Genomic DNA, 23,344 nt, shown 5'->3' with positions numbered 1-23,344 from the left:
TTCAATCAGCCTTATCAGCAGTGCGAACGGTAGGTTTACGGTGACGGGAAACCGGCGCGACGTGGGCCGATCCATTGTTCAACGCGATCATCAGCGCGGGCAGCCAACGGCCCAGCAGGCTGAACAGATCGCCGGCGCCGACCTGGCGGTTAGCGGTTTTCAGAACACGGCCAAGGCACGCATCGTCGTCCCGAGTGGACGGAGATGCCTTGAGCATGTCACGCAAAGACTGTTCAAACGGATCGTGCATACGCACCTCTCGTAATGTCAGTGAAAGACGCGATCAAATTTGCCCGGGTCACATGGCTCATCATCACACCCAGCGCAAACGTCGGAATAACCACCACTGCCCGAGGGCCACCGACACCATCATCAGGCACGCGATCAGGAAGCCATACGGGCTCGCCGAGAACGGAATGCCGCCGACATTAATGCCCAGCAGACCCGTCAGAAAACTCATCGGCAAAAAGATCCCGGTGATGATCCCGAAGCGGTACATCGTGCGGTTCATACGCACGCTCAAACGCCGGTCTTCGGCCTCAAGGACCAGCCCCACCCGCTCCCGGGTCAATTCCAGCTCCTCAAGATAACGGGTCAGGCTGTTGTTCAATTCGTTCCAGTAATCGCCGTCATCTTCGACAAACCAGGGCAGTTTTATCCGCGTCAGTTGTCCGAAAATATCCCGCTGCGGAGCCAGGAAACGTTTCAGCCCGGCCGCCCTGCGACGGATCTGCAAAATGGAGCCATGCTCGGGTGTATACCGTTCGTCGGCATCCAGTTTTTCTTCTTCCTCATCGACCACTTCCGAGAGGCAAGTGACCAGATCCTGCACCTTGTTGGTGAGGTACTGAGCCATATAAAGGATGAGTTCGGAGGCGGTTTTCGGCCCTTTGCCTTCGGCGAGCTGCACCAGCAACTCATCGGTGGCGCGCAACGGACGCAAACGCAGGGAAATCACCCGCGGGGCCGAAGCGAAGATACGCACGGAAACCATGTCCTCTGGCTCGGCGCCAGGGTTCAGGTTTACCCCACGCAAAAATAGCAGCAGTTCGCTGTCGGAAAGCTGTAAAAGCCGCGGACGGGTGTTTTCTTCGAGCAGCAAATCGCAGCTGAACTCACTCAGACCGCTGGATTTACGCAGCCAGGTCTGGGTTTGCGGGTGACTGCGATCCCAATGCAGCCACAGACTTTCATGGTCCTGCAGCTGCAAGTCATCGAGATCAGTCCGGGCTATCGAACGCGCACCGCCTTTACCGTCCAGCACCAGGGCATGCACCAGCCCCCACTGCGCGTTTTCTTCCTCGAACATCCTCACCCCATGGCTACTGCGAAAATTTGCATCGACGCTTATTCAGGCATCGTCAGCGGGCTTGGCGAGATGATCACGCCATTGTTGTCCGCATAAATGTAATGACCTGGATGGAACGTCACGCCGGCGAAGGTCACTGGAACGTTAATGTCGCCAAGCCCGCGCCTGTCGGACTTTCTCGGGTGGCTCGCGAGGGCCTGCACGCCCAGATCGGTCTGCGCGAGAATATCCACGTCGCGGATGCACCCGTAGATCACCAGCCCTGCCCACCCGTTTTTCGAGGCTTTCTCGGCCAGCATGTCACCCAGCAACGCATGACGCAGGGAACCGCCACCATCGACCACCAGCACCTTGCCGTCACCCTGGAGTTCAACTTGCTCTTTGACCCGCGAGTTGTCTTCGAAACACTTGATGGTCACGATTTCGCCGCCGAAGGAATCACGGCCGCCGAAATTGCTGAACATCGGCTCCAGCACCTGCACCAGCTCCGGGTAGGCGTCGCACAGGTCAGGCGTAACGTAATGGTTCATCGAGAAACTCCTGTAAAGAGGAAGACAATCGAGGATGTCGCAAAGTGACCAGAAAAGCTCAATGCGTCATATCTTAGCCGCAAGCCGACGGGAGCGAAATGCCCTTGTTAGAGCAGCGCGCTCAGACCGCCGTGGCCAAATCCGGCTTTTCACCCAGCAATGGCGTCTGTTGATCGACCAGCCAGCGCGCCACCAACGGCCAGACTTCGACCTGCGCCGCTTTGCTCACCAGCATTTCAACATGACCGAAATTGTCGGCGAAACCCTGCTCGCGGCCCAGGTTGATGAACTGCTTGTGCTCCGAGCCGAGCTGATCGAACAGCTTGCGACAGGCCCAGGCCGGATCCTGATGGTCACCCGCCGCGCTCACTGCCAGCACGGGCAGTTGAACCTCGGCCAAACCGGCCCACCAGTCCTTGTCCGCATCGCCAAAGCGCCCGAACAGGCCGTACCAGCGCATGCTTTCCAGGGCCAGGCCAATCGGCTCGTCCTCCGGGCCGCGCTTGAGCCGTGAACCGGACAGCTGGGCAAAACGCTTGAGAATGAAGCGCCCGCTCCACTCCACCGGCGGAATCTTCAGCGGCCAGTAGGTGCGGCTGACCTGCGTACCAAAAAATGCCGCCGACGCCACCACCGGCTCACCGATGTACTGACCGCCCAACGCGGCCGCCAGGGTGATGCCGCCCAGGGAGTGACCGATCCAGTGCGGAACCTGGCCACTTTGCTCGCGCACGAACGCACCGATGGCCGGCAAATCGTAACGGGCGTAGTCGGAGACGCGATTCTTGCGATAGTTCTGGTTGCGCTGGGAAAGACCGTGACCGCGCATTTCCGGGATCCACACATCGAAGCCCAGGCGCGTCAGGTAGGCGCCCAACCCCAGGCCTTTTGGGGAAAACCAGAACCGTCGATTGGAAAAACTGCCGTGCAGCAAAATCACCGGAACGCCACGAGCGTCCGAGCCGTCCGCCATACCCAGGCGCGTTACCGCCAGCTCGACGGTGCCGTCGGGGCTGTTGCCGGGTTTCAATCGATACACGTCTTCGCTCAGATCGCCGCGCCGCTCGGCGCTGATCAGGGCGACAGGAAATAGGTTGCTGCTGCTTTGCATAATGCTCTTGCACAAAAAAGGGCGGCGTCCAGAGGAGCCCGCCCTACTTGAATCACTGAAAAGCCCGATCAGTGTGGGAGCGAGCCTGCTCGCGAAAGCGGTGTATCAGCCAACATCCCTGTGGGATGTCAGTGCGCCTTCGCGAGCAGGCTCGCTCCTACAAGGAAGCGGGCCCTTCTCTCACACCATCAGACCGCTGCCTGGCCTTCAGCCAGGAAGAACCAGGTTTCCAGTACGGAATCGGGGTTCAGCGAAACGCTTTCAATGCCCTGCTCCATCAGCCATTTGGCCAGGTCCGGGTGATCCGAAGGACCCTGACCGCAGATGCCGATGTACTTGCCAGCCTTGTTGCAGGCCTGGATGGCATTGGCCAGCAGCTTCTTGACCGCCGGATTACGCTCGTCGAACAGGTGAGCGATGATCCCGGAGTCACGGTCCAGGCCCAGAGTCAGCTGAGTCAGGTCGTTGGAACCGATCGAGAAACCGTCGAAGAATTCTAGGAACTCTTCAGCCAGGATCGCGTTGGACGGCAGTTCGCACATCATGATGATGCGCAGACCGTTCTCGCCGCGAGCCAGGCCATTTTCGGCCAGCAGGTCGATCACTTGGCTGGCTTCGCCCAGGGTACGGACGAACGGCACCATGATTTCAACGTTGGTCAGGCCCATCTCGTTACGCACGCGCTTGAGGGCGCGGCATTCGAGTTCGAAGCAATCGCGGAACGATTCGCTGATGTAACGCGAAGCGCCACGGAAGCCCAGCATCGGGTTTTCTTCTTCCGGCTCGTAGAGTTTGCCGCCGATCAGGTTCGCGTATTCGTTGGACTTGAAGTCCGACAGACGCACGATGACCTTTTTCGGGGTGAACGCTGCAGCCAGGGTGCTGATGCCTTCAACCAGTTTGTCGACGTAGAAGCCGACCGGATCGTCGTAACCGGCGATGCGCTTGTCGACGCTGTCCTTGATGTCCTGCGGCAGGCCGTCATAGTTCAACAGCGCTTTGGGGTGAACACCGATCATGCGGTTGATGATGAATTCCAGACGGGCCAGGCCCACACCGGCGTTCGGCAGTTGCGCGAAGTCAAAGGCGCGGTCCGGGTTGCCGACGTTCATCATGATCTTGAACGGCAGATCAGGCATGGCGTCCACGGAGTTCTTCTTGATGTCGAAGCCCAGTTCGCCTTCGAAGATGTAACCGGTGTCGCCTTCAGCGCAGGAAACGGTCACGCCCTGGCCGTCTTTCAACAGCTGGGTGGCGTTGCCGCAACCGACCACGGCCGGGATGCCCAGTTCGCGAGCGATGATCGCCGCGTGGCAGGTACGGCCGCCACGGTTGGTGACGATGGCACTGGCGCGCTTCATGACCGGTTCCCAGTCCGGGTCGGTCATGTCGGAAACCAGTACGTCGCCTGGCTGGACTTTGTCCATCTCGGACACATCCTTGATGATGCGGACCTTGCCGGCGCCGATGCGCTGGCCGATGGCGCGACCTTCAACCAGCACGGTGCCGGTTTCTTTCAACAGGTAGCGTTCCATGACGTTGGCCTGGGTACGGCTCTTCACGGTTTCAGGACGGGCCTGAACGATGTAGAGCTTGCCGTCGTCGCCGTCTTTGGCCCATTCGATGTCCATCGGGCACTTGTAGTGCTTCTCGATGATCATCGCTTGCTTGGCCAGCTCGCTGACTTCGGCGTCGGTCAGGCAGAAACGCGCGCGATCGGCCTTGTCCACGTCGATGGTCTTGACCGACTTGCCGGCCGTGGCCACTTCGCCGTAGATCATCTTGATGGCTTTGCTGCCCAGGTTACGGCGCAGGATCGCCGGGCGACCGGCTTCAAGCGTTTGTTTGTGGACGTAGAATTCGTCCGGGTTCACCGCGCCTTGTACGACGGTTTCGCCGAGGCCGTAGGCGCCGGTGATGAACACCACGTCACGGAAGCCCGATTCGGTATCGAGGGTGAACATCACGCCGGCAGTGCCGGTTTCGGAGCGGACCATGCGCTGCACACCGGCCGACAGGGCCACCAGCTTGTGATCGAAGCCCTGGTGGACGCGGTAGGAAATCGCGCGGTCGTTGAACAGTGAAGCGAACACCTCTTTGGCGGCGCGAATGACGTTTTCGACACCACGGATGTTCAGGAAGGTTTCCTGCTGACCGGCGAAGGAAGCGTCCGGCAAGTCTTCGGCGGTAGCGGAAGAGCGCACGGCCACGGCCATGTCAGGGTTGCCGGCCGACAGCGTGGCGAACGCGGTGCGGATCTCGGCGTTGAGCTTCTCGGGGAATTCGGCTTCCATGATCCACTTGCGGATCTGGGCGCCGGTCTTGGCCAGGGCGTTGACGTCGTCGACGTCCAGGGCGTCGAGGGCCGCATGGATCTGATCGTTCAGGCCGCTCAGTTCCAGAAAATCACGATAAGCCTGAGCTGTCGTGGCGAAGCCACCGGGCACCGATACACCGGCACCTGCAAGGTTACTGATCATCTCGCCCAGGGATGCGTTCTTGCCCCCTACGTGCTCTACATCATGGACGCCGAGCTTATCGAGGGAAACTACGTACTCTACCAAGGTGATCTCTCCACTAACTGTGTTGGAAAAGCTCAGAAGCCGGCGGCTCGGGGGAGCCTTTGCCGACTGTATGGCCTGGACCTGGAAAATAAGTGAGAATGCGGGCCAACTGGCGGCCTACAAATCGCGTCTATCATATCCAGAAATCTTCACTAGCTTAAGGCCCAAGGTGCAAATGAAACGATCTGCTTTCTTCATCTCCGATGGCACGGGTATTACCGCCGAGACCCTCGGGCAAAGCCTGTTGGCGCAGTTCGAAAACATTACCTTCAGCAAATTCACGCGGCCCTACATCGACAACGTCGATAAAGCGCGGGCCATGGTACAACAAATCAACAAGGCCGCCGAAACCGACGGCTTCCGGCCGATCATCTTCGACACCATCGTCAATCAGGACATTCGTGAGATCCTCGCTACGTCCAATGGTTTCATGATCGACATTTTCTCGACCTTCCTGGCGCCGCTTGAACAGGAACTGACCGAGCATTCTTCCTACACCGTCGGCAAGTCCCACTCCATCGGCACCAACTCCAATTACATGGAGCGGATCGAGGCAGTGAACTTCGCCCTGGACAACGATGACGGTGCCCGCACGCATTATTACGACAAGGCCGACCTGATCCTAGTGGGCGTGTCGCGGTGTGGTAAGACGCCGACGTGCCTGTACATGGCCATGCAATTCGGTATCCGCGCCGCCAACTATCCGCTGACCGAAGACGACATGGAGCGCCTGACCCTGCCGGCCGCCCTGCGTGCCCACCAGCACAAGCTGTTCGGCCTGACCATCGACCCGGACCGCCTCACCGCAATCCGCAACGAGCGCAAGCCTAACAGCCGCTATTCGAGCTATGCCCAGTGCGAATTCGAAGTGCGCGAGGTGGAGAATCTGTTTCGCCGGGAGAACATTGCGCACATCAACTCCACGCATTTTTCCGTGGAAGAGATTTCGGCGAAAATCCTGGTGGAGAAAGGCGTGGAGCGGCGGTTCAAGTAGGCCTTTAGCGCCTGCCCGACCGCCTTCGCGAGCAGGCTCGCTCCCACAGTAAACCGCGTCGATCACTCTACACGCGGTCAATGTGGGAGCGAGCCTGCTCGCGAAGAACGATTACGCGGTTTCAGATAATGCCCCCACCAACGCCCCAAACCCATCCAGCAACAACCGATCATCCCCCACCGAATTACACACACTCGCCCGAATAAACTGCGGCACGGCCCCATGCCCCACCGCAAACGCCTCGGCGGTCGCCACCCAATAGTTTTTCTCCTTCAGCTCCGCCGCAATCTGCGAAGCGCGCCACGGCTCGGGTACCTCGATCCAGAAGTGTGGGCTATGAGGATGCGTCTTGTAGCCGACTTCTTCTAACACGGCGCTGACCAACCGTTTGCGGCGGCTGATTTCGGCGATCTGCTGCCCCAGCAACTGCTCGGCAATACCGTTTTCGATCCACGCAGTCGCCAGCTCCATGGAGAGCGGACTGGCCATCCAGCAGGTCCCGCGCACCGCCGCGCTCAAACGTCCGATCAACGGTTGCGGCGCGTGCAGGTAACCCACGCGCAAACCCGCCGAAACCGCTTTGCTCAGGCTGCCGATCAACACCGAGCGCTCCGGGGCAAAGTGGCTCAAGGGCAAGGGACGCTGCTGCGCCAGCACGGCATGGGCTTCGTCTTCGATGATCAGCAAGTTGTGTTGACGACAGACCTCGGCGATTGCTTCACGGCGTGGGACAGACATCACCGACGCCGTAGGATTCTGGATCGTCGGCGTGCAATACAACGCCAATACCCGATGCTGCTGGCAAACGTCCGACAGCGCATCGGGCAGCAATCCTTCGTCATCCATCCCGACGCCAATCAGTTTTATCCCGAGCATGCGTGCGACGCTGATCAAACCGGGGTAGGTCAAATGCTCAGTCACCAGCGTGTCGCCCGGTTTGAGCAGCGCCATCAACACGCAGAGCAAGCCATGCTGGCCGCCGTTGACGCAAATCACCTGTTCGGCGTTCGGCACAAAGTCCTGGTGCCGCAACCAATGAGCACCTGCCGCCCGGTGTCGCGGTAATCCGCTGTCAGCCATATAGCCGCTGAGCACCTGCAAAGTCTGCGGATCATTGGCCAAGGCTTGCAGGCTTTGGCTGAGGAAGGCTGCTTCCTGCCCCGGAATCGGCTGATTCCGACTCATGTCGAAGAACGGCTGCGGCTCGTCGCTGACATTGCGAAAGCCTACGTCCCGCGCACGTTCCATCCCGCGCTGACGCACATAAGTGCCATCTCCTACACGGGCCACCACCAACCCGACCCGCTCCAGTTCGCCGTAAGCGCGGCTAATAGTCCCGATGGTCACGCCCAGGCTGTCCGCCAACAGTCGATGGGGCGGCAGTTTGCTACCCGGCTCGATCAAGCCTTCGCCGATGCTTTTTTCCAGGGCCTCGGCCAGGCGCTTGTACTTCACGCCGCGCCCATGAGCCAAGCCTTCGCGCAGGATTGACACCGTGGCAATACTTACTTTGACAGTCATTTCCATCCCGAATAGCGTGCTGAAAACAGGTTCAATCAGGGATAGACCCTTTCCGTTATCAGGTCAATTCCGACGACTCACACAGGAGCTCGAACATGTCGATCGCCATCAGCACGCCGTCCATCACGGGAAAACCCTGGCTGGCGGGATTGATCACCAGCACCTTGTTCCTGATCGTCTGCCTGAGTTGGGGCACCACATGGCTGGGGATCAAGATCGCCGTCGAAAGCGTGCCGCCGCTGACCGCCGCCGGCCTGCGCTTTCTGATCGCCTTTCCGCTGTTCTTGAGCTTCGCCCTGCTGCGTCGCGAGCCGCTGCTGTTTCCACGCCAGAGTCGCTGGTTTTTCGTGTTCGTCACGCTGTCGTACTTCAGCCTGCCGTATTACCTGCTCAACTACGGCGAGATGCACGTCTCGTCTGGCCTGACCGCGTTGCTGTTCAGCTGCATGCCGGTGTTTATCCTGATTTTTTCGGCGGTATTTTTGCGGGAGAAAACCTATCCCTCCCAAGTGATTGGCATCGCCATCGGGTTTGGCAGTTTGTTCATGATTATCCGTAGCCAGGGCCTGCATCTGGACCACGCCGAGTTCTTCGGAGTGCTGGCGATTCTGGCGGCAGCGCTGATGCATGCGCTGTGTTACGTGATCACCAAGAAACAAGGCAGTGCGATCAGCGTGATTACCTACAACACGCTGCCTACTGGTCTGGCGGGGTTGATGCTGTTTGTCGCGGGATTGAGTTTTGAGGCGCCGGTGTTCGATGACATCAGCGTGCGCTCGTGGGGCGCCCTGCTCTACCTGGGGCTGGTGGCGTCGGTGGGCGGGTTTATCGTTTACTTTTTGCTGCTCAAACGGCTGAGCCCGATCATTTTGTCGTTCGTGTTTATTATTTTTCCGGTGTTCGCGGTGGTGATTGGCGCCTGGTACGAGGGGCAGAGTATTTCGCGGGAGCTGATGATTTACTCGGCGGTGTTGCTGGCGGGGTTTGCCATCACCAAATTGCCCGTCGAGAAATGGCTCAAGGCCTGAATACATCTCCCCGTAGGAGCTGCCGAAGGCTGCGATCTTTTGATTTTGATTTTTTAAGATCAAAAGATCGCAGCCTTCGGCAGCTCCTACAGGAGATTTGTGTTTATCCGTTCAGATCACGAACAGGTCGACAAACCGGTTAACCGGCGTTGCTTCCAGCGCAGCCTGATCCTTGCACAAGGCAAAAATCTCGGCGCTGCGCTGACCGGTGAAGCGTGTCGCCAGGTTGGCCTTGAACTTGTCTTCCAGCAGCGGGATGCCATCGGCACGGCGACGGCGATGGCCGATCGGGTACTCGACCACCACGTTCTCGGTGCTGGAGCCGTCCTTGAAAAACACCTGAATAGCATTGGCGATCGAGCGTTTGTCAGCCTCCAGATATTCGCGGGTGAAGCGCGGCTCCTCGACGATGACCATTTTTTCCCGCAGCACATCGATGATCGGGTGCGCGGCATGGAAGTCGTCTTCGTACTGCTCGGCCACCAGATTGCCGAAGGCCAGCGGCACGGCGGTCATGTATTGGATGCAGTGGTCGCGGTCGGCGGCATTGGCCAAGGGGCCGACCTTGGAAATGATACGGATCGCCGATTCGTGGGTGGTGATGACGATTTTGTCGATTTCGTGCAGGCGATTGCGGACCTGTGGGTGCAGGGTCACAGCCGCTTCACACGCGGTCTGCGCGTGGAACTCGGCGGGGAAGCTGATTTTGAACAGCACGTTTTCCATCACGTAGCTGCCGTACTGGCGAGAGAAGCTGAACGCGCGTTTGTCGTCGGGCTTGAGCGCCAGATCGTTATTCGTATGGCTGAACAACACGTCATAGAAGCCCCACTGCTTGGCGGTCAGCACGCCGGGGATGCCCATCTCGCCGCGCATCGCAATGTCCGCCAGACGCACGCCACGACTCGACGCATCACCAGCAGCCCAGGATTTGCGCGACCCGGCGTTCGGTGCGTGACGATAAGTACGCAGCGCCTGGCCATCGGCAAAGGCATGGGACAGCGCCGACAGCAATTGCTCGCGATTGGCGCCCATGAGTTTGGCAGTGACGGCGGTCGAGGCAACTTTCACCAGCAGCACGTGATCAAGGCCTACACGGTTGAAGGAGTTTTCCAGCGCGATCACGCCCTGAATCTCGTGGGCCATGATCATCGCTTCGAGTACCGCGCGAATGGTCAGCGACGCATCGCCATTGGCCAGACGTTTTTGCGACAGGTGATCCGCCACCGCGAGAATCCCGCCGAGGTTATCCGAAGGATGGCCCCACTCGGCGGCGAGCCAGGTGTCGTTGTAGTCGAGCCAGCGCACGATGCAGCCGATGTCCCATGCGGCTTTGACCGGGTCGAGACGAAAAGAGGTGCCGGGCACACGGGCGCCGAACGGGACGACGGTGCCTTCGACAATCGGGCCCAGGTGTTTGGTGCATTCGGGAAAACGCAGGGCCAGCAGGCCACAGCCGAGGGTGTCGATCAGGCAGTTACGGGCGGTGTCGAGTGCTTCGGTGGACTCGATTTTGAAGGTGAGGACGTAGTCAGCGATGTCCTGCAGGACCGTGTCGTAGTCGGGGCGGTTGTTCAGGTCGACGTTGGCGCTCATGTTCGATTCACTCGGTTAGTGCTTCGTTGATGGGACCTCGGTTCAGGGGCAATGTAGGAGCTGCCGAAGGCTGCGATCTTTTGATCTTGATCCTAAAAAAAGCAAAATCAAAAGATCGCAGCCTTCGGCAGCTCCTACAGGGGTTGTGTTGGTTAGAACGAATCACCCGGCACGCGCACGAACCCTTCCATCAACACCCGCGCACTGCGGCTCATGATGGCCTTGTTCACGGTCCATTCACCGTTCACCTGGCTGGCCTCGGCACCCACGCGCAACGTCCCGGACGGATGCCCGAAACGTACCGCATTACGTTCGATACCGCCCGCCGCAAGGTTCACCAACGTTCCGGAAATCGCCGCCGCCGTGCCGATCGCCACCGCCGCCGTGCCCATCATCGCGTGGTGCAATTTGCCCATCGACAGCGCACGCACCAGCAGGTCGACATCACCTGCCGCAATCGGCTTGCCGCTTGACGCCACGTAATCCGCAGGCTTGGCCACGAACGCCACTTTCGGCGTGTGCTGCCGCTTGGCCGCTTCGTCCAGGTCTTTAATCAAACCCATGCGCAACGCGCCGTAGGCACGGATGGTTTCGAACATCGCCAGGGCTTTCGGGTCGCTGTTGATCGCGCCCTGCAACTCGGTGCCTGTGTAGCCGATGTCTTCAGCGTTGATAAAAATCGTCGGGATGCCGGCATTGATCATGGTCGCCTTGAAGGTCCCGACGCCGGGCACTTCCAGGTCATCCACCAGGTTGCCGGTGGGAAACATCGAACCACCGCCGCCCTCTTCTTCCGCCGCCGGGTCCATAAATTCGACCTGCACTTCGGCCGCCGGAAAGGTCACGCCGTCGAGTTCAAAATCACCGGTTTCCTGCACTTCACCGTTGGTGATCGGCACGTGGGCGATGATGGTCTTGCCGATGTTGGCCTGCCACACGCGCACCACGGCAACGCCGTTGTGTGGAATGCGGCTGGCGTCCACCAAACCGTTGCTGATAGCGAATGAACCGACCGCTGCCGACAGGTTGCCGCAGTTGCCGCTCCAATCGACGAAAGGCTTGTCGATGGACACCTGACCAAACAGGTAATCCACGTCGTGATCGGCCTTGATGCTTTTCGACAGGATCACGGTTTTGCTGGTACTGGACGTCGCGCCGCCCATGCCGTCGATTTGTTTGTCGTACGGGTCGGGGCTGCCGATGACGCGCAGCAATAATGCATCGCGCGCCGGGCCGGGAATCTGTGCCGCTTCGGGCAGGTCTTTCAGGCTGAAGAACACGCCTTTGCTGGTGCCGCCGCGCATGTAGGTGGCGGGGATTTTGATTTGAGGTACGTGAGCCATGTCATTCCTCTATTGGCCGACAGGGGACGTGAAATCCCCTGCGGCCCTGGATTTTTAAACGGCGACGGCCGATTCAAGGAAGTCCTGGGCAAAGCGCTGCAACACGCCGCCCGCTTCGTAAATCGAGACTTCTTCAGCGGTGTCGAGACGGCAAGTCACCGGCACTTCAATGCGCTCGCCATTCAGGCGGTTGATCACCAGTGTCAACTGCGCACGCGGTGTACGGTCGCCGATCACGTCATAAGTTTCGCTGCCATCGATGCCCAACGTGTGACGGTCGGTGCCCGGCAAAAACTCCAGCGGCAACACGCCCATGCCCACCAGGTTGGTGCGGTGAATGCGTTCGAAACCTTCGGCGGCAATCGCTTCCACACCGGCCAGTCGCACGCCTTTCGCCGCCCAGTCACGCGACGAACCCTGACCGTAGTCGGCGCCGGCAATGATGATCAGCGGCTGCTTGCGTTCCATGTAGGTTTCGATGGCTTCCCACATGCGCATGACCTGGCCTTCCGGCTCGACGCGGGCCAGAGAACCCTGCTTGACCTTGCCGTTTTCCCGGACCATTTCATTGAACAGTTTCGGGTTGGCAAAGGTCGCGCGCTGCGCGGTCAAGTGGTCGCCACGGTGCGTTGCGTAAGAGTTGAAGTCCTCTTCCGGCAAGCCCATTTTCGCCAGGTATTCACCCGCTGCGCTGTCGAGCATGATCGCGTTGGATGGCGACAAGTGATCGGTGGTGATGTTGTCCGGCAGTACCGCCAGCGGGCGCATGCCCTTGAGCGGACGTGCGCCGGCCAGCGCGCCTTCCCAGTACGGCGGACGGCGGATGTAGGTGCTCATCTCGCGCCAGTCGTACAGCGGCGTGACTTTCGGGCCGGTGTCTTCGTGGATGGCGAACATCGGAATGTAGACCTGACGGAACTGCTCCGGCTTCACCGAGGCTTTCACCACGGCGTCGATTTCTTCGTCGCTCGGCCAGATATCCTTGAGGCGGATTTCCTGGCCATCGACCACGCCCAGCACGTCTTTTTCGATGTCGAAACGGATGGTCCCGGCGATGGCGTAAGCGACCACCAGCGGCGGCGAAGCGAGGAACGCATTCTTGGCGTACGGGTGAATCCGCCCGTCGAAGTTGCGGTTGCCGGAGAGCACAGCGGTCGCATACAAATCGCGGTCGATGATCTCTTGCTGGATCACCGGATCGAGTGCGCCGGACATGCCGTTGCAAGTCGTGCAGGCGAACGCGACGATGCCGAAACCGAGTTGCTCCAGCTCACTGGTCAGCCCGGCTTCGTCGAGGTACAGCGCGACGGTTTTCGAGCCCGGCGCCAGGGACGATTTGACCCACGGCTTGCGAGTCAGCCCGAGCTTGTTGGCGTTGCGCGCCAGCAGGCCGGCGGCGATAACGTTGCGCGGGTTGCTGGTGTTGGTGCAACTGGTGATGGCGGCGATGATCACCGCGCCGTCCGGCATTTGACCGGGCACTTCGGTCCACTGGCCGGAGATGCCCTGGGCGGCGAGATCCGACGTCGCGACGCGAGCGTGCGGGTTGCTCGGGCCGGCCATGTTGCGCACCACCGAGGACAGGTCGAAACTCAAGCCGCGCTCGTATTGCGCGCCCTTCAGGCTGTCGGCCCACAGGCCAGTGGTCTTGGCGTAGTTCTCGACAAGCGCTACCTGCTCGTCTTCACGGCCGGTGAGTTTGAGGTAGTCGATGGTCTGCTGATCGATGTAGAACATCGCGGCAGTGGCGCCGTATTCCGGGGCCATGTTGGAAATGGTTGCGCGGTCGCCGAGGGTCAGCGCCGAAGCACCTTCGCCGAAGAATTCCAGCCATGCGCCGACAACTTTTTGTTTACGCAAAAACTCGGTCAGCGCCAGCACCATGTCGGTGGCGGTGATGCCCGGTTGCAGCTTGCCCGTCAGCTCGACGCCGACACTTTCCGGCAGGCGCATCCATGACGCGCGACCGAGCATCACGCTCTCGGCTTCCAGGCCACCAACGCCGATGGCGATCACGCCCAATGCATCGACGTGCGGGGTGTGGCTGTCGGTACCGACGCAGGTATCGGGGAACGCCACGCCGTCGCGCACCTGGATCACCGGAGACATTTTCTCCAGGTTGATCTGGTGCATGATCCCGTTGCCCGGCGGAATCACATCAACGTTCTTGAAGGCTTTTTTGGTCCAGTTGATGAAGTGAAAACGGTCTTCGTTGCGACGGTCTTCGATGGCGCGGTTCTTCTCGAACGCGTCTGGATCAAAGCCACCGCGCTCGACGGCCAGGGAGTGATCGACGATCAGTTGCGTCGGCACCACCGGGTTCACTTGCGCCGGGTCGCCACCTTGCAGGGCGATAGCGTCGCGCAGGCCGGCGAGGTCGACCAAAGCGGTCTGGCCGAGAATATCGTGGCAGACCACACGGGCCGGGAACCACGGAAAGTCGAGGTCGCGCTTGCGCTCGATGAATTGCTTCAGGGAATCGGTGAGCGTGGCCGGGTCGCAGCGACGCACCAGGTTTTCCGCGAGCACGCGGGAGGTGTACGGCAGGGTGTCATAGGCGCCAGGCTGGATCGCTTCGACCGCCGCACGGACGTCGAAATAATCCAGATGGCTGCCGGGCAGCGGTTTGCGGAATTCTGTGTTCATCGGTCAGGACTCGGTCACGGTAGTTGCAAAAGGGTGGGGCCTGGCTTCGGGACTGAATTGAAACCGGATCAAATGTGGGAGCGGGCTTGCTCGCGAAAGCGGTGTATCAGTCGACATCAATGTTGGATGTCAGTCCGTCTTCGCGAGCAAGCCCGCTCCCACAGGGGTTTGCGGTTTATTCAGCAACCCGCGCTGGCCGCCACCGGTCAGCGTTGTTCGATTGGCACGAACTTGCGCTGTTCGACGCCGACGTATTCGGCGCTCGGGCGGATGATGCGGTTGTTGGCACGTTGTTCGAACACATGCGCGGCCCAGCCGGTCAGGCGCGAGCAGACGAAAATCGGTGTGAACAATTTGGTCGGAATGCCCATGAAGTGGTACGTCGACGCATGGTAGAAGTCGGCGTTCGGGAACAGTTTCTTTTGCTCCCACATGGTCTTGTCGATGGCTTCCGATACCGGGAACAGAACTTTGTCGCCCACTTCGTCCGCGAGTTTTTTCGACCAGCCCTTGATCACCTCGTTGCGCGGATCGTTGTCCTTATAGATCGCGTGACCGAAGCCCATGATCTTGTCCTTGCGCTCGAGCATGCCGAGGGTGCCTTTGATCGCCTCTTCCGGCGACTTGAAGCGCTCGATCATTTCCATCGCCGCCTCGTTGGCGCCGCCGTGCAGCGGACCGCGCAGGGAGCCGATGGCGGCGGTGATGCAGGAGAACATGTCCGACAGGGTCGACGCGCAGACACGGGCAGTGAAGGTCGAGGCGTTGAACTCGTGTTCCGCGTAGAGGATCAGCGACACGTTCATCACTTTGACGTGCAGATCGCTCGGCTTCTTGTCGTGCAGCAAGTGCAGGAAGTGGCCGCCAATCGTCTGTTCGTCGGTCACGCAATTGATGCGTTTGCCGTCGTGACTGAAGCGATACCAGTAGCACATGATCGCCGGGAAGGCGGCCAGCAGGCGGTCGGTGACGTCGTGCTGTGCGCCGAAGTCTTTCTCCGGCTCGATGTTGCCCAGGAACGAGCAACCGGTGCGCATCACGTCCATCGGGTGGGCGTCGGCGGGGATGCGTTCCAGCACTTCTTTCAACGCTTGCGGCAGGTCGCGCAGCTTGCTCAGTTTGTCGATGTAGCCTGCCAGTTGCGCTTTGGTCGGCAGTTCGCCGTACAGCAGCAGGTAGGCGACTTCTTCAAACTGCGCATCAGCCGCCAGTTCGCGAACGTCATAGCCACGATAGGTCAGGCCTGCGCCGGACTGGCCCACGGTGGACAGTGCGGTTTGCCCGGCAACCTGGCCACGGAGCCCGGCGCCACTGAGTACTTTTGCTTCGGCCATTGCTGTCTCCAGTTTTTCTTGAATTTGTCAGGGAAACTTGTAGGAGCGAAGCTTGCTCGCGAAAGCGGTGTCTCAGACGACATTAATGTTGAATGTCAGTCTGTCTTCGCGAGCAAGCTTCGCTCCTACGGAGGTATTCATTATTTCTTCGCGGCAAACAACGCATCGAGCTTCTGCTCGAAGGTGTGGTAGTCGATGCGATCGTAAAGCTCCATGCGGGTTTGCATGGTGTCGATCACGTTCTGTTGCGTGCCGTCGCGGCGGATCGCGGTGTAGACGTTTTCCGCCGCCTTGTTCATCGCGCGGAACGCCGACAATGGGTATAGCACCAGCGACACGTCGGCAGCGGCGAGTTGCTCGGTGGTGTACAGCGGCGTCGCGCCGAATTCGGTGATGTTGGCCAGGATCGGCGCTTTCACGCGGCTGGCGAACAGCTTGTACATGTCCAGTTCGGTGATGGCTTCAGGGAAGATCATGTCGGCGCCGGCCTCGATGCACGCCGCGGCTCGATCCAGGGCAGATTCCAGGCCTTCAACGGCCAGCGCATCGGTGCGCGCCATGATCACGAAGCTGTCATCGGTGCGGGCATCGACGGCGGCTTTAATGCGGTCGACCATTTCCTGCAACGACACGATCTCTTTATTAGGACGGTGGCCACAGCGCTTGGCGCCGACCTGGTCTTCGATGTGAATCGCCGCCGCGCCGAACTTGATCATCGACTTGACGGTGCGCGCGACGTTGAACGCCGAGGAACCGAAACCGGTGTCCACGTCCACCAGCAGCGGCAGGTCGCAGACGTCGGTGATGCGGCGCACGTCGGTCAGCACGTCATCCAGGCCGGTGATGCCCAGGTCCGGCACGCCGAGAGAGCCGGCAGCCACCCCGCCACCCGACAGGTAGATCGCCTTGAAACCGGCGCGCTTGGCCAGCAGCGCGTGGTTGGCGTTGATCGCGCCGACCACCTGCAAAGGATGCTCGCTGGCGACCGCATCGCGGAAACGCTGGCCTGGAGTGCTCTTGTTGGAACTCATGACTCACCTCGTTCAGTGGCTGTCTTAGTGGCGCCGTCCTGGTAGTGACGGGCGATATTGCGTTTGGAGGCGCCGATGTGACGACGCATCAACAACTCGGCCAGCTCACCGTCACGGTCGGCGATGGCGTCGAGAATCCGGTGGTGCTCGGCAAAGGCCTGGCGCGGGCGATTGGGTGTGGTGGAAAACTGGATGCGGTACATGCGCACCAGTTGATAGAGCTCGCCGCAGAGCATCTGGGTCAGGGTGCGATTACCGCTGCCCTGGATGATCCGGTAGTGAAAGTCGAAATCGCCTTCCTGCTGGTAGTAACCGACACCGGCCTGGAACGCCGCATCGCGCTCATGGGTTTCGAGGACCCGGCGCAGTTCGTCGATTTCTTCGAGGGTCATGCGCTCGGCAGCCAGGCGACACGCCATGCCTTCCAGGGATTCGCGGATTTCGTAGAGCTCCAGCAACTCGGCGTGACTCAGGGAAACGACGCGCGCCCCGACGTGCGGTATGCGCACCAGCAGGCGCTGGCCTTCGAGACGGTGGATCGCTTCGCGCAACGGTCCGCGGCTGATGCCATAGGTGCGGGCCAGCTCCGGCTCGGAGATCTTGCTGCCCGGGGCGATCTCGCCCTTGACGATGGCCGCCTGGATGCGCCGGAAGACGTTCTCGGAAAGTGTTTCCGAATCATCCTGCGCAATGACCGGGGGATCGGGTTGATCCAGCATATTGTCGACACCTTGTTAGCCAATGCGGCAAAAACTAGCGAATACAGGCCGTAGAGTCAAAGGATAAATAGGTATTGTCGACAATCGTCTAATAACCACCTGCACCATAACGACGCAGCACCCTTGTTTATAGCCCCCTGCCAGCGGTGGCGCCATAAAACCACCGTGCTAGAATGCCGCCCGCATTTGTTTGTCATTTGCATCTGCACGGCTTGTCATAAATAGCTGATAGGCATACGAGGGAGCTTGCGCAGCAATGCCAGGGCCTTGAATCGAAGTACGGACCGCTGCGCACCCAGGATTTATGAGACTCAAGCCCTTCCCCACCTTTCTTTATTTCTTGTTCCTGCCCGGTGTCGCCGCCGCGGGGGAAAAAACCGTGTACGGCCTCAACGAGTATGCCTCGCTGAACGGCATCGACCTGGAAGTTGCTGCCAAACTCGATACCGGGGCAAAAACCGCGTCCTTGAGTGCCCGCGACATCAAACGCTTCAAACGCAATGGCGAATCCTGGGTGCGCTTTTATCTGGCGATCGATGCCGCGCACTCGCACCCGATCGAACGGCCACTGGCCCGGGTCAGCAAAATCAAGCGCCGGGCCGGTGACTACGACCCGGAAGAAGGCAAGAAGTACACGGCCCGCCCGGTGATCGAGCTGGATATCTGCATGGGTTCGGCGTTGCGCAGCATCGAAGTGAACCTGACCGACCGCAGCGCCTTCCAATACCCGCTCCTGATCGGCTCCGAAGCCCTCAAACGTTTCGATGCGCTGGTCGACCCCAGTCTTAAATACGCTGCTGGCAAACCCGCCTGCGCCACCGACGCTCATACCGCAGAGTAATTCCAATGCGCTCTATTAACCTCCACCTGAAAATCCTGATCGCCATTCTGGTGGTGCTGGGCATTTCAGTTACGGCCTACCAGATCTTCGTGCTCGGGATTCCCGTCACCGAAGACGCCACGGACGACTTGTGGAACATCGACGCCAAGGTCGAGTTCGTCGCCAGTGCCAAGGACCCGGTCAAGATCCAGATGTTCGTGCCGCCGCTGAGCCGCGACTATGTGAGCCTGAACGAAAGCTTCATCTCCAATAACTACGGCGTGGCCGTGAACCGGGTCGATGGCAACCGCAAGGTCACCTGGTCGGCGCGTCGGGCCAAAGGTAACCAGACGCTTTATTACCGTTTGGTGCTGACCAAGCGCTACAGCGGCGAAAAATCCAAGATCAAAGGCCCGACGTTCCGCGACAGCATCGCCGTCGAAGGCGCGGAAAAAGTGGCTGCCGAAGCCCTGCTCGCGCCGATCCGCCAACACTCGGCCGACGTCGAAACCTTCGTCGGCGAAGCGATCAAGCGTGTCAACAATCTCAACGATGACAATGTGAAGCTGTTGCTCGGCGGCGATCCGTCCACCGCGAACAAGGCCCGGATCGTCGAGCTGGTCCTCTCCATTGCCCACGTGCCGGTAGAGAAGGTCCACACCGTCCGTCTGGTGGCCGACCAACCGCAAACCCCTGAACTGTGGCTGCGCAGCTTCAATGGCACCGACTGGCTGTACTTCAACCCGGAAACCGGCGAACAAGGCATGCCAACCGACCGCCTGCTGTGGTGGACCGGCGACGAAAACCTGATCACCGTCGATGGCGGCAAGAAAGCCAACGTCACCTTCAGCCTGAACAACAGCGAAATGAACGCTATTCGCCTGGCCAAGCTGACCGACGAAAACACCGACGCCAACTTCCTCGAATACTCGCTGTACGGCCTGCCGCTGCAAACCCAGCAAACCTTCATGATCATGGTGATGATCCCGATTGGCGTGCTGGTGATCCTGATCCTGCGCAACCTGATCGGCCTGCAGACCCTCGGCACCTTTACTCCGGTGCTGATCGCCCTGGCCTTCCGCGAGACGCAACTGGGCTTCGGGATTGTGCTGTTTACCATCATCACGGCACTGGGGCTGTCGCTGCGGTCCTACCTTGAACACTTGAAGCTGCAAATGCTGCCGAGGCTGTCGGTGGTGCTGACCTTTGTCGTGGTGCTGATCGCGGCGATCAGCCTGTTCAGCCACAAACTCGGCCTGGAGCGCGGGTTGTCGGTGGCGCTGTTCCCGATGGTGATTCTGACGATGACCATCGAACGTCTGTCGATCACCTGGGAAGAACGCGGTGCCGGGCACGCATTGAAAGTGGCGATCGGTACGCTGTTCGCCGCCTCCCTGGCGCACCTGATCATGAGCGTGCCAGAACTGGTCTACTTCGTGTTCACCTTCCCGGCGATCCTGTTGATCCTGGTGGGTTTCATGCTGGCCATGGGTCGCTATCGCGGCTACCGCCTGACCGAGCTGGTCCGCTTCAAAGCGTTCCTCAAGGCTGACTCGTAATGTTCGGTTTCTGGAAGACCTGGAAGGCCCTGGAAGCCCGGGGCATCATGGGGATCAATCGGCGCAACGCGGACTACGTGCTCAAGTACAACAAGCGCAGCCTGTACCCGATTGTCGATGACAAGATCATCACCAAGGAACGCGCGATTGCCGCCGGCATTAACGTGCCGGAGTTGTACGGAATCATTTCCACCGAGAAAGAAATCGACAACCTCGACAAGATCATTGGCGGGCGCAGCGACTTCGTGATCAAACCGGCCCAGGGCGCGGGCGGTGACGGCATTATTGTGGTGGCCGACCGCTTCGAGGGGCGTTATCGCACGGTGTCCGGCAAGATCATCAGCCATGAGGAAATCGAGCACCATGTCTCAAGTATCCTCACCGGCCTGTATTCCCTGGGCGGCCACCGGGATCGCGCGCTGATCGAATACCGCGTGACGCCGGACCAGATCTTCAAGAGCATCAGCTACGAAGGCGTGCCGGACATCCGCATCATCGTGTTGATGGGTTACCCAGTGATGGCCATGTTGCGCCTGCCGACCCGCCAGTCCGGCGGCAAGGCCAACCTGCACCAGGGCGCAATTGGCGTCGGTGTGGACCTAGCCACCGGTTTGACCCTGCGCGGCACCTGGTTGAACAACATCATCACCAAACACCCGGACACCACCAACGCGGTGGATGGCGTGCAACTGCCCTACTGGGACGGTTTCATGAAACTCGCCGCTGGCTGCTATGAGTTGTGCGGCCTGGGTTACATCGGCGTGGACATGGTGCTCGACCAGGAAAAAGGCCCGCTGATTCTTGAGCTGAACGCCCGGCCGGGGTTGAACATCCAGATTGCCAATGATTGTGGGCTGACGTTGCGCACCCATGCGGTCGAGGCGCGGCTGGAAGAGTTGAAGGCTCGCGGGATTGTCGAGACCGTGCAAGAGCGGGTGGAGTTTGTTCAGGAGATGTTTGGGCATATTCCGCCGGTTGAGGGTTGATCCGGGATTGAGGTGCGGCCTTCGCTTGTAGGAGCGAGGCTTGCCCGCGAAGACTGACTAACATTCAGCAAATCGCTCAACCCTGCCCCCAATCTGCCAATCCCCGACATCCCCTCTAGGAGCAATTCCTGCAGAGGACTACAATCGCCACCCCGCCTCGATGGCTGATCCGCAACGCTCATGTTGACCTGTTCCGTACACCCGCTCCCCTATCGCACCAACCCCGCCGACTACTTCGCGGCGATTCGTCATGCCCCCGGTGCCGTGCTGCTCGACAGTGGCCGGCCAAGTGCCGATCGCGGGCGCTTTGATTTGCTCAGCGCCTGGCCGCTGGCGCAGTTGGCCGTGCTCGCGGAGGAAAGCGGTGCCGATTTCCTGAAACGCCTTCGGGACAATCTGACACAGCTGGGCGAAGCGTCCGTCCCCGATGAGTTGCCCTTCGCCGGCGGCCTGATCGGTTACCTGAGTTACGATTTCGGCCGTCATCTGGAAAACCTGCCGAGCCAGGCCCGGGACGACCTGCACTTGCCGGATGCGCGCTTCGGTTTGTATGGCTGGGCGTTGATCAGCGATCACCAGCGGAAGACCAGTCAGTTGGTGTTTCACCCGACGCTGGCCGATGACGAGCGGCAACGCCTGATCACGCTGTTCACTCAGATTGAGGTTGACCCGGTACAGCCGTTCAAACTGAACAGCCCAATGCATGCCGACCTCAGCGCCGACCAATATCGCCAGGCCCTTGAGCAGATCCAGCAGTACATCCAGGCCGGTGACTGCTATCAGGTCAACTTCGCCCAGCGCTTTCGCGCGCCATGCGAGGGTGATCCATGGGCCGCCTATTGCGCGCTCCGTGCGGCTTGCCCGACGCCATTTTCCGGGTTCCAGAGCCTGCCCGATGGCGGCGCGGTGCTGAGCCTGTCACCGGAACGCTTCGTCAAAGTCAGCCAGCGTCAGGTGGAAACCCGTCCGATCAAAGGCACCCGCCCTCGCGGCGTGACTCCGGCCGAAGACGCCGCGAATGCCGCCGAACTGCTGGCCAGTCCCAAGGACCGCGCGGAAAACCTGATGATCGTCGATCTGCTGCGCAACGACCTCGGTCGCACCTGCCGCATCGGTTCGGTGCGGGTGCCGGAGTTGTTCAGCCTGGAAAGTTATCCGAACGTGCATCACCTGGTGAGCAGCGTCACCGGGGAATTGGCGGACGATAAGGACGCGCTGGACCTGATCGCCGGCAGCTTCCCGGGCGGCTCGATTACCGGTGCGCCGAAGATCCGTGCGATGCAGATCATTGATGAACTGGAACCGACCCGTCGTGGCTTGTACTGCGGCTCGTTGGTGTACCTGGACGTGCGCGGCGAGATGGACAGCTCCATCGCGATTCGCAGTTTGCTGGTCAAGGATGGGCAGGTGTGTTGCTGGGGCGGCGGCGGGATTGTCGCCGACTCGGAATGGCAGGCCGAGTATCAGGAATCGATTACCAAGGTGAAAGTGTTGCTGGATACGTTGCAAAACCTGTAGGAGCTGCCGAAGGCTGCGATCTCTTGATCTTGCATTTAAAGATCGCAGCCTCGTTTCACTCGACAGCTCCTACGGGGAATGGCTTTACAGGCTGAGCGCGCGATTCGAAGCCTTGATAAATTCCTGCTTCAAATCCGCAAAGCTGTGCACCGCCGGGAACTGCGGGAATTCGCGAATCACGTTGTCCGGCGCATGGAATAGAATCCCGGCGTCCGCCTCGCCCAGCATCGTGGTGTCGTTGTAGGAATCCCCCGCCGCAATCACCCGGTAGTAGAGGCTCTTGAAGGCCAAAACCGACTGACGCTTGGGATCTTTCTGACGCAACTGATAGCTGGTCACCCGCCCGGCATCGTCAGTAATCAGGCGATGGCACAGCAAGGTCGGGAAGCCGAGTTGACGCATCAGCGGCTGGGAAAACTCGTAGAACGTGTCCGACAGGATCACCACCTGGAAGCGCTCGCGCAGCCAGTTGACGAACTCGATGGCGCCGTCCAGCGGTTGCAGCGTGGCGATCACTTCCTGAATGTCCGAGAGCTTCAAGCCATGCTCATCCAGGATCCGCAGGCGCTGCTTCATCAGCACGTCGTAGTCGGGAATGTCCCGGGTGGTGGCCCTGAGGGATTCGATCCCGGTTTTTTCGGCGAAGGCGATCCAGATTTCCGGGACCAGCACACCTTCAAGATCCAGACAGGCAATTTCCACAAGACACTCCCATTTGTATTGATTATTGAGTCG

At 60.0% G+C, this 23,344-nt stretch carries 19 protein-coding genes; 6 read left to right on the top strand and 13 right to left on the bottom strand.

The genetic code is table 11. The features are described from left to right. Position 1: 1 nt before the first annotated feature. The 5 genes from LOY68_RS09630 to ppsA all read right to left on the bottom strand — a co-directional run bounded on the left by LOY68_RS09630 (position 2) and on the right by ppsA (position 5,514). A complete protein-coding gene (locus LOY68_RS09630; protein WP_008146303.1) occupies positions 2–250 on the bottom strand; it encodes a hypothetical protein in 249 nt (82 codons plus the stop codon). 63 nt (positions 251–313) lie between these two features. Further along, complete coding sequence (locus tag LOY68_RS09625; protein WP_054054003.1) at positions 314–1,309, bottom strand: zinc transporter ZntB; 996 nt, start codon at positions 1,307–1,309, stop codon at positions 314–316. Positions 1,310–1,347: 38 nt separating this feature from the next. Then, positions 1,348–1,839, bottom strand: coding sequence for a ribonuclease E activity regulator RraA (gene rraA / locus LOY68_RS09620; RefSeq protein ID WP_163909193.1), 492 nt, complete (start codon positions 1,837–1,839; stop codon positions 1,348–1,350). A 121-nt stretch (positions 1,840–1,960) separates the two neighbouring features. Further along, positions 1,961–2,950: an alpha/beta fold hydrolase gene (locus LOY68_RS09615; RefSeq protein WP_054053999.1), complete on the bottom strand. Its 990-nt coding sequence runs from the start codon at positions 2,948–2,950 to the stop codon at positions 1,961–1,963. 188 nt (positions 2,951–3,138) lie between these two features. Beyond that, entirely contained in the window at positions 3,139–5,514 is a 2,376-nt protein-coding gene (ppsA, locus tag LOY68_RS09610; RefSeq protein ID WP_054053998.1) for a phosphoenolpyruvate synthase, read from the bottom strand. A 175-nt stretch (positions 5,515–5,689) separates the two neighbouring features. Between ppsA and LOY68_RS09605 the strand changes: the two genes are divergently transcribed. Continuing rightward, positions 5,690–6,508 (top strand): pyruvate, water dikinase regulatory protein, encoded by an 819-nt coding sequence (locus LOY68_RS09605; RefSeq protein ID WP_054053996.1) that lies wholly within the window; start codon positions 5,690–5,692, stop codon positions 6,506–6,508. A 111-nt stretch (positions 6,509–6,619) separates the two neighbouring features. Here LOY68_RS09605 and LOY68_RS09600 read toward each other — a convergent pair whose 3' ends face one another. Further along, positions 6,620–8,029, bottom strand: a complete 1,410-nt coding sequence (locus LOY68_RS09600; protein WP_265044280.1) for a PLP-dependent aminotransferase family protein — start codon at positions 8,027–8,029, stop codon at positions 6,620–6,622. Positions 8,030–8,169: 140 nt separating this feature from the next. On the opposite strand from LOY68_RS09600, the gene LOY68_RS09595 reads away from it, so the two are divergent. Next, entirely contained in the window at positions 8,170–9,057 is an 888-nt protein-coding gene (locus LOY68_RS09595) for a DMT family transporter (protein WP_265045757.1), read from the top strand. 111 nt (positions 9,058–9,168) lie between these two features. On the opposite strand, the gene prpD is transcribed toward LOY68_RS09595, so the two are convergent. The 6 genes from prpD to LOY68_RS09565 form a co-directional block, all read right to left on the bottom strand. Beyond that, positions 9,169–10,653, bottom strand: a complete 1,485-nt coding sequence (gene prpD / locus LOY68_RS09590) for a 2-methylcitrate dehydratase (protein ID WP_265044279.1) — start codon at positions 10,651–10,653, stop codon at positions 9,169–9,171. 152 nt (positions 10,654–10,805) lie between these two features. After that, positions 10,806–11,996 (bottom strand): 2-methylaconitate cis-trans isomerase PrpF, encoded by a 1,191-nt coding sequence (gene prpF, locus LOY68_RS09585; protein WP_265044278.1) that lies wholly within the window; start codon positions 11,994–11,996, stop codon positions 10,806–10,808. Between the two features lie 54 nt (positions 11,997–12,050). Next, positions 12,051–14,642: a Fe/S-dependent 2-methylisocitrate dehydratase AcnD gene (gene acnD / locus LOY68_RS09580; RefSeq protein WP_265044277.1), complete on the bottom strand. Its 2,592-nt coding sequence runs from the start codon at positions 14,640–14,642 to the stop codon at positions 12,051–12,053. Between the two features lie 206 nt (positions 14,643–14,848). After that, positions 14,849–15,976: a 2-methylcitrate synthase gene (prpC, locus tag LOY68_RS09575; RefSeq protein ID WP_265044276.1), complete on the bottom strand. Its 1,128-nt coding sequence runs from the start codon at positions 15,974–15,976 to the stop codon at positions 14,849–14,851. Positions 15,977–16,116: 140 nt separating this feature from the next. Next, complete coding sequence (prpB, locus tag LOY68_RS09570; protein WP_008146328.1) at positions 16,117–17,007, bottom strand: methylisocitrate lyase; 891 nt, start codon at positions 17,005–17,007, stop codon at positions 16,117–16,119. Next, on the bottom strand, positions 17,004–17,726 hold the full coding sequence (locus LOY68_RS09565) for a GntR family transcriptional regulator (RefSeq protein ID WP_265044275.1): 723 nt from the start codon (positions 17,724–17,726) through the stop codon (positions 17,004–17,006). Before LOY68_RS09565 ends, prpB begins: the two co-directional genes overlap by 4 nt. A gap of 304 nt (positions 17,727–18,030) precedes the next feature. Here LOY68_RS09565 and LOY68_RS09560 point away from each other — a divergent pair, with 304 nt between their 5' ends. The 4 genes from LOY68_RS09560 (at position 18,031) to pabB (ending at position 22,609) form a co-directional block, all read left to right on the top strand. Further along, positions 18,031–18,567 (top strand): ATP-dependent zinc protease, encoded by a 537-nt coding sequence (locus LOY68_RS09560; protein WP_054053979.1) that lies wholly within the window; start codon positions 18,031–18,033, stop codon positions 18,565–18,567. A gap of 5 nt (positions 18,568–18,572) precedes the next feature. Beyond that, on the top strand, positions 18,573–20,105 hold the full coding sequence (locus LOY68_RS09555; RefSeq protein WP_163909186.1) for an inactive transglutaminase family protein: 1,533 nt from the start codon (positions 18,573–18,575) through the stop codon (positions 20,103–20,105). After that, on the top strand, positions 20,105–21,091 hold the full coding sequence (locus LOY68_RS09550) for an alpha-L-glutamate ligase-like protein (protein ID WP_163909185.1): 987 nt from the start codon (positions 20,105–20,107) through the stop codon (positions 21,089–21,091). The genes LOY68_RS09555 and LOY68_RS09550 overlap by 1 nt, the downstream gene beginning before the upstream one ends. A 180-nt stretch (positions 21,092–21,271) precedes the next feature. After that, positions 21,272–22,609 (top strand): aminodeoxychorismate synthase component I, encoded by a 1,338-nt coding sequence (gene pabB / locus LOY68_RS09545; RefSeq protein ID WP_265044274.1) that lies wholly within the window; start codon positions 21,272–21,274, stop codon positions 22,607–22,609. Positions 22,610–22,693: 84 nt separating this feature from the next. On the opposite strand, the gene thrH is transcribed toward pabB, so the two are convergent. Then, positions 22,694–23,311 (bottom strand): bifunctional phosphoserine phosphatase/homoserine phosphotransferase ThrH, encoded by a 618-nt coding sequence (gene thrH, locus LOY68_RS09540; protein WP_054053971.1) that lies wholly within the window; start codon positions 23,309–23,311, stop codon positions 22,694–22,696. Positions 23,312–23,344 lie beyond the last annotated feature (33 nt).

The sequence above is a fragment of the Pseudomonas sp. B21-053 genome (assembly GCF_026016365.1).
Taxonomy (GTDB): domain Bacteria; phylum Pseudomonadota; class Gammaproteobacteria; order Pseudomonadales; family Pseudomonadaceae; genus Aquipseudomonas; species Aquipseudomonas nunensis.
This window is presented reverse-complemented; position numbering and strand designations above follow the sequence as displayed.